The 6,171-nt window shown below is 74.0% G+C and carries 7 protein-coding genes; 6 read left to right on the top strand and 1 reads right to left on the bottom strand.

What is annotated here, in order from left to right; genetic code table 11:
* The 4 genes from B9S61_RS22910 to cobI all read left to right on the top strand — a co-directional run.
* Positions 1-634 (top strand): VWA domain-containing protein (locus B9S61_RS22910; protein WP_146064922.1); only part of this gene is annotated, 634 nt, incomplete at its 5' end.
* The gene (gene cobO, locus B9S61_RS22905; protein ID WP_103543952.1) at positions 634-1,242 is read left to right on the top strand and encodes a cob(I)yrinic acid a,c-diamide adenosyltransferase; all 609 of its coding nucleotides are present in this window, start codon (positions 634-636) and stop codon (positions 1,240-1,242) included. The genes B9S61_RS22910 and cobO, both read left to right, overlap by 1 nt.
* Positions 1,236-2,732 (top strand): cobyrinate a,c-diamide synthase, encoded by a 1,497-nt coding sequence (locus B9S61_RS22900; RefSeq protein WP_103543951.1) that lies wholly within the window; start codon positions 1,236-1,238, stop codon positions 2,730-2,732. The genes cobO and B9S61_RS22900 overlap by 7 nt, the downstream gene beginning before the upstream one ends.
* Complete coding sequence (cobI, locus tag B9S61_RS22895) at positions 2,717-3,457, top strand: precorrin-2 C(20)-methyltransferase (RefSeq protein WP_103543950.1); 741 nt, start codon at positions 2,717-2,719, stop codon at positions 3,455-3,457. The genes B9S61_RS22900 and cobI overlap by 16 nt, the downstream gene beginning before the upstream one ends.
* A 17-nt stretch (positions 3,458-3,474) precedes the next feature.
* Here the strand turns inward: cobI and B9S61_RS22890 are convergent, their stop codons facing one another.
* Positions 3,475-4,203 carry a ZIP family metal transporter gene (locus B9S61_RS22890; protein ID WP_103543954.1) on the bottom strand — a complete coding sequence of 243 codons (729 nt, stop codon included), beginning with the start codon at positions 4,201-4,203 and terminating at the stop codon, positions 3,475-3,477.
* A gap of 98 nt (positions 4,204-4,301) precedes the next feature.
* On the opposite strand from B9S61_RS22890, the gene cobM reads away from it, so the two are divergent.
* Positions 4,302-5,120 (top strand): precorrin-4 C(11)-methyltransferase, encoded by an 819-nt coding sequence (gene cobM / locus B9S61_RS22885; RefSeq protein WP_103543949.1) that lies wholly within the window; start codon positions 4,302-4,304, stop codon positions 5,118-5,120.
* A partial coding sequence (cbiE, locus tag B9S61_RS22880) for a precorrin-6y C5,15-methyltransferase (decarboxylating) subunit CbiE (RefSeq protein WP_103543953.1) occupies positions 5,117-6,171 on the top strand: 1,055 nt, incomplete at its 3' end. The genes cobM and cbiE, both read left to right, overlap by 4 nt.

Raw genomic sequence — 6,171 nt, 5'->3', positions numbered from 1 at the left:
GCGGTCCGGGCCGGGACTGGTGCTGCGGCGGGACGATCTGCGGCAGGCGACGCGCGAGGGACGCGAGTCCAATCTCGTGCTGTTCGTCGTCGACGCCTCCGGTTCCATGGCCGCGCGGCAGCGGATGGGCGCCGTGAAGGGCGCCGTGGTGTCGCTGCTGCTCGACGCCTACCAGCGGCGGGACAAGGTGGGGCTGGTGACCTTCCGGGGGTCGGCGGCCGACGTGGCGCTGCCGCCCACGTCGTCGGTGGACGCCGCGGCGGCCCGGCTGGAATCGCTGCCGACCGGTGGGCGGACCCCGCTGGCGGCGGGGTTGCTCAAGGCGCACGACGTGCTGCGGGTGGAGCGGTTGCGGGACCCCTCGCGGCGGCCGCTGGTCGTCGTGGTGACGGACGGGCGGGCGACCGGTGGTCCGGAGCCGGTCGCACTGGCCTCGCGTGCCGCGGGGCTGTTCGCGGCCGAGGGGATCGCGTCGGTGGTCGTGGACTGCGAGTCCGGGCCGGTGCGGCTGGGGCTCGCCGGGCGGCTGGCCGGTGAGCTGGGCGGCAGTGCCGTGACGCTGGACGAGCTGCGGGCCGACTCGATCGCCGGGCTGGTCAGGGACGTACAGGGAACTTCGAGGAGGGCCGCGTAATGCCGAAGGGGCAGCCGAGTGTCGTACCCGACGACGGGCTGACGACCCGGCAGCGGCGCAACCGGCCGCTGGTCGTCGTGCACACGGGTATCGGGAAGGGCAAGTCGACCGCCGCGTTCGGACTGGCGCTGCGGGCCTGGAACCAGGGGTGGCCGATCGGGGTGTTCCAGTTCGTCAAGTCGGCGAAGTGGAAGGTCGGCGAGGAGAACGCGCTGCGGGTGCTCGGTGCGTCCGGCGAGGGCGGCTCCGTCGACTGGCACAAGATGGGCGAGGGCTGGTCGTGGATCCAGCGCGATCCTCGGGGGGACGACCTCAGCAACGAGGAGAAGGCCCGCGAGGGCTGGGAGCAGGTCAAGCGGGACCTCGCCGCCGAGACGTACCGGCTGTACGTGCTCGACGAGTTCGCCTACCCGATGCACTGGGGGTGGGTGGACACCGACGAGGTGGTGTCCGTGCTGCGGGAGCGGCCGGGAACGCAGCATGTGGTGATCACGGGACGGAACGCGCCGGAGAAGCTGGTCGGGGTCGCCGACCTCGTGACCGACATGTCCAAGGTGAGGCACCCCATGGACGTGGGGCAGAAGGGGCAGAGGGGCATCGAGTGGTGAACTCCGTCCCTCGGCTGGTGATCACCGCGCCCGCGTCGGGCAGCGGCAAGACCACCGTCGCCACCGGGTTGATGGCCGCGCTGTCCGCGCGGGGGTTCGCCGTGTCTCCGCACAAGGTGGGGCCGGACTACATCGACCCCGGGTACCACTCGCTGGCCACCGGGCGGGTGGGGCGGAACCTCGACGCGTATCTGTGCGGTCCGGAGCTGGTGGCTCCGCTGTTCGCGCACGGCGCGCGGGGGTGTGACATCGCCGTCGTCGAGGGGGTCATGGGGCTGTACGACGGGGCCGCGGGGGAAGGGGAGCTGGCCTCGACCGCGCAGGTCGCCAAGGTGTTGCGGGCGCCGGTCGTGCTGGTCGTGGACGCGTCGTCGCAGTCGCGGTCGGTGGCGGCGCTGGTGCACGGGTTCGTGAGCTGGGATCCGGAGGTGCGGATCGGGGGCGTGATCCTGAACAAGGTCGCCTCGGAGCGGCACGAGGGGTTGTTGCGGGAGGCGTTGGAGTCCGTGGGGGTGCCGGTGCTCGGTGCCTTGCGGCGGGCTCGGCAGGTCGACGTGCCGTCGCGGCACTTGGGGCTGGTGCCTGTGGCCGAGCGGGGGGCCGCCGCTGTCGGGGCCGTCTCGGCGATGGGTGCGCAGGTGGCTGACGGGTGTGATCTGCCGGCGCTGGTCGCGCTGGCGCGGAGTGCGGGGTCCCTGGCGGGTGCGGGGTGGGACGCGGGCGCGGCTCTGGCTTCCTCGCCCCCGCCGCCCCTTCCCTCCCCCACTCTCGGCTTCGCTCGAGCGGGGGGACCCCCATCGTCCTCGGGGGCGCTGCCCCCGGACCCCTGTACGGCCCTCGACGGGCCCTGTCCTCAAACGCCGGACGGGCTGGGAGAACCAGGGCCGGCTGTGAGGGTCGCCCTTGCGGGTGGGGCTGCTTTCACGTTCTCGTACGCCGAGCATGCCGAGTTGCTTGCCGCCGCCGGGGCCGAGGTCGTCACCTTCGATCCCTTGCGGGACGAGGAGTTGCCCGAAGGGACGGCCGGGCTGGTCGTCGGTGGCGGGTTTCCCGAGGTGTACGCCTCCGAGTTGTCCGCCAACGAGTCGCTGCGGAAGGCCGTCTCCGAACTGGCCCTCGCCGGGGCTCCTGTCGCCGCCGAGTGCGCCGGGCTGCTGTATCTGTGCCGGGAGCTGGACGGGCTGCCGATGTGCGGGGTGCTGGACGCCTCCGCTCGGATGTCGGAGCGGTTGACGCTGGGATACCGGGACGCCGTGGCCGTGAGCGACAGCGCGCTGGCCGCCGCGGGGACGCGGATGCGCGGGCACGAGTTCCACCGGACCGTGGTCGAGCCGGTGGCCGGGGACGCTCCCGCCTGGGGGATGAGGGCGCCCGAGCGGCGTGTCGAGGGATTCGTGGAGCGCGGTGTGCACGCGAGCTATCTGCACACGCACTGGGCGTCCGAGCCCGGTGCCGCACGTCGGTTCGTGGAGAGGTGCCGCACGTCATGAGCAGGCTGATCGGGGTGGGCGTCGGGCCCGGGGATCCGGAGCTGGTGACCGTGAAGGGGGTCAACGCGCTGCGGGCCGCGGACGTCGTCGTCGTACCCGTGATGGACGGTGGTGAACGCGGGCGGGCCGAGGCGACCGTGCTGCACTACGTGCCCGCCGGGAAGGTCGTCCGGGTGGTGTTCGCGCTGAACGAGCGGACCGACCGTGCACGGCGCGAGGCGGCCTGGGACGCCGCCGGTGAGCGGCTCGCCGGGCTGCTGCGGGAGCACGGGGCCGTCGCCTTCGCGACCATCGGGGACCCCAACGTGTACTCGACGTTCACGTATCTCGCCCAGACCCTCGTGGCGCTGGTGCCGGACACCGTGGTCGAGACCGTTCCGGGGATCACCGCCATGCAGGAGCTCGCGGCGCGTTCCGGGGCCGTGCTGACCGAGGGGACCGAGCCGCTCACGCTGGTTCCGGTGACCGCGGGGGCCGCCGTGCTCAAGGACGCCCTGGCCGGGCCGGGGACCGTCGTCGCGTACAAGTTCGGGCGGCAGGCGGGTGAGGTCGCCGAGGCGCTGCGGGAGACCGGGCGGATCGGTGACGCGGTGTGGGGGTCGGCGCTCGGGCTGCCGGAGGAGTCGGTCCGGCCGGCCGCCGAGCTCGACGGGGCGCCGCTGCCGTATCTGTCGACGCTCATCGCGCCGCCGCGGCGTGACGGCGGGCGGGGCGGCAAGCTGTGAGCCGGTCCGGTCCGTGCTCAGTGCGCGGCGCCCACCACCAGCCAGATGAACAGCACGCCCGCGACCGTGCACAGCAGGGTGGAACGGGCCGGGTGCTCGTGGTGGGCCTCGGGCAGGATCTCGGCCGCCGCGAGGTAGAGCAGGGCGCCGCCGAACAGGCCGAGGTAGCCGCCGAGCAGCGGTTCCGGGATGGTGAAGAACAGCGTGGACGCCGCGCCGGCGACCGGTGCCGCCGCGTCCGCGAACAGCATCGCCAGCGCGCGGCGGCGGGCGTTCCCGTAGACGCGCGTGAGGGTGTACGTGTTGAAGCCGTCCGCGAAGTCGTGGGCGATCACGGCCACCGCGACGGCGGCGCCCATGCCGCCGCCGACCTGGAAGGCCGCGCCGATCGCCACGCCGTCCATGGCACTGTGGCCGACCATCGCGGCGGCGGCGGTGAGGCCCACCTCGGGGGTTCGGCCGTTGCTCTCCCCGGCGCCGTGTGCGGCCTGCCGGTGGGCCAGCAGGCGTTCCACCAGATGGGCGAGCAGGAAACCGCCGACGAAGAGCAGCAGGGCCGCCGATACCCCGTAGATCTCGGTGCCGGCCGCTTTCAGGGACTCCGGAAGGAGTTCCAGGCCGACGACGCCCAGCATCAGCCCGCCGGCCAGGCCCAGCACCAGGTGGCGGCGGTCGGTCACGCGGTGTGCCGACCAGCCGCCGGCCAGCGTCATCAGGAACGCGCCGAGCGCGACGAGGACCGCCATGGGTTCTTCGTATCCGATCGGCGGCCGGTCGCGCACACGTGACAGCCGCCCACCGCCCACTTCTTGATCCCGTGACCCGCAGGAGAGGACCACATCCCATGGCCGACGCCACCACCGGCAAGGTGACCTTCGTCGGGGCCGGCCCCGGCGCCGCCGATCTGCTGACATTCCGTGCCGCGCGGGCCATCGCCGAGGCCGACGTGGTGATCTGGGCCGCCAGCCTGGTGCAGGAGGAAGTGCTTCGGCACGCCCGTGAGGGCGCGGAGATCCTCGATTCGGCGACGATGTCCCTGGAGGACGTGGTGGCCGTCTACGGGCGGGCCCGCGCGGAGGGGCTGCGGGTCGCCCGGATCCATTCCGGTGACCCGGCGCTGTGGGGCGGGACGCAGGAGCAGGTCGACCGGTGCGCGGAGCTCGGTGTCGCGACGGAGATCGTGCCCGGTGTGTCGTCGTTCTCGGCCGTCGCGGCGCTGGCGGGGCGGGAGCTGACCATTCCCGAGGTGGCGCAGTCCGTCGTGCTGACCCGGCTCGGCGGGGGCAAGACACCGATGCCTCCGGGCGAGGAGGTCCGCGAGTTCGCGCGGCACGGCACCACCATGGCGGTCTTCCTGTCGGCCGCCCGCAGCGGGCAGCTGGTGCGGGAACTGCTGGAGGGCGGCTATCCGACGTCCACGCCGGTCGTCGTCGCGTACCAGGCGACCTGGCCGGAGGAGCTGATCGTGAAGTGCACGATCAGCACGCTGGAGGAGACGGTCAAGGAACACCGGCTGTGGAAGCACACGCTGTTCCTGGTCGGTCCGGCGCTCGACGCGCACGGCACACGGTCGCACCTCTACCACCCCGGTCACTTCCACGGCTTCCGCAAGGCCGATCCGCAGGCGCGCCGTGCGCTGCGTTCGCGGGGCGCGAGCACATGATCACCGTCGTCGGGACAGGGACAGGGACAGGGACAGGGGCCGGGGCCGGGGCCGGGGCAGGGACCGGGGCCGGGGCCGGGGCGGCGGTCGACGCCCGGGTGACGGCGGGGGCGGAGCTGGTCGTGGGCGGGCGGCGGCATCTGGACGCCGTACGGCTGCCGGAGGGGGCCGAGCGGATCGTGCTCGGGCCGCTGGCGCCCGCGCTCGACACCATCGGGACGTACGTGGCCGAGGAGCGGCCGGTGGTGGTGCTGGCGTCCGGGGATCCCGGGTTCTTCGGGATCGTGCGGGCGCTGGCCGAGCGGTTCGGGCCGGAGCGGCTCGATGTGCGGCCCGGTGTCCCGTCGGTGGCCGCCGCGTTCGCGCGCGTCGGGGTGGCGTGGGACGACGCCGTGGTGGTGAGCGCGCACGGGCGGGACGCGCGTACGGCGGTGAACCTGTGCCGGGCGTATCCGAAGGTGGCCGTGCTGACGGGTCCCGGGGCGGGTCCGGCCGAACTGGGGGCGGCGCTGCGGGACACCGCGCGTGTGCTGGTCGTCGCGTCCGCGCTGGGGTCCGCCGAGGAGCGGGTGGAGCGGGTGACGCCCGCCGCGGCCGCCGGGCGGGACTGGGGTACGGCGGTGAACGTGGTGCTGTGCCTGGACGAGGCACGGGTCCTCGGGCCCGTACGGACCGTCGCGGGCGGGATCGGGCGGCCGGCCGGCTGGGCGCTGGACGAGTCGGCGTTCGACCACCGCGACTCCATGATCACCAAGTTCGAGGTGCGGGCCCTGGCCCTGGCCCGGCTCGGACCGCGCCCCGGTGAGCTGGTGTGGGACGTCGGCGCGGGATCGGGGTCGGTGGCCGTGGAGTGCGCCCGGCTGGGGGCCGCCGTCACCGCCGTCGAGAGGACACCGGACGGGGTGGCGCGGATCCGTGCCAACGCCGTCGCGCACGGGGTCGACGTGCGGGTGGTGCACGGGGCGGCGCCCGGAGTGCTGTCCGGGCTGGACGAGGACCCGGACGCGGTGTTCGTCGGCGGCGGGGGACGCAACCTGCCGGCGGTCGTCAC

The organism is Streptomyces sp. SM1 (assembly GCF_002910825.1).
GTDB lineage: Bacteria > Actinomycetota > Actinomycetes > Streptomycetales > Streptomycetaceae > Streptomyces > Streptomyces okerensis.
The sequence above is the reverse complement of the archived record's forward strand: the minus strand, read 5'-3'. Positions and strand labels throughout refer to the sequence as shown.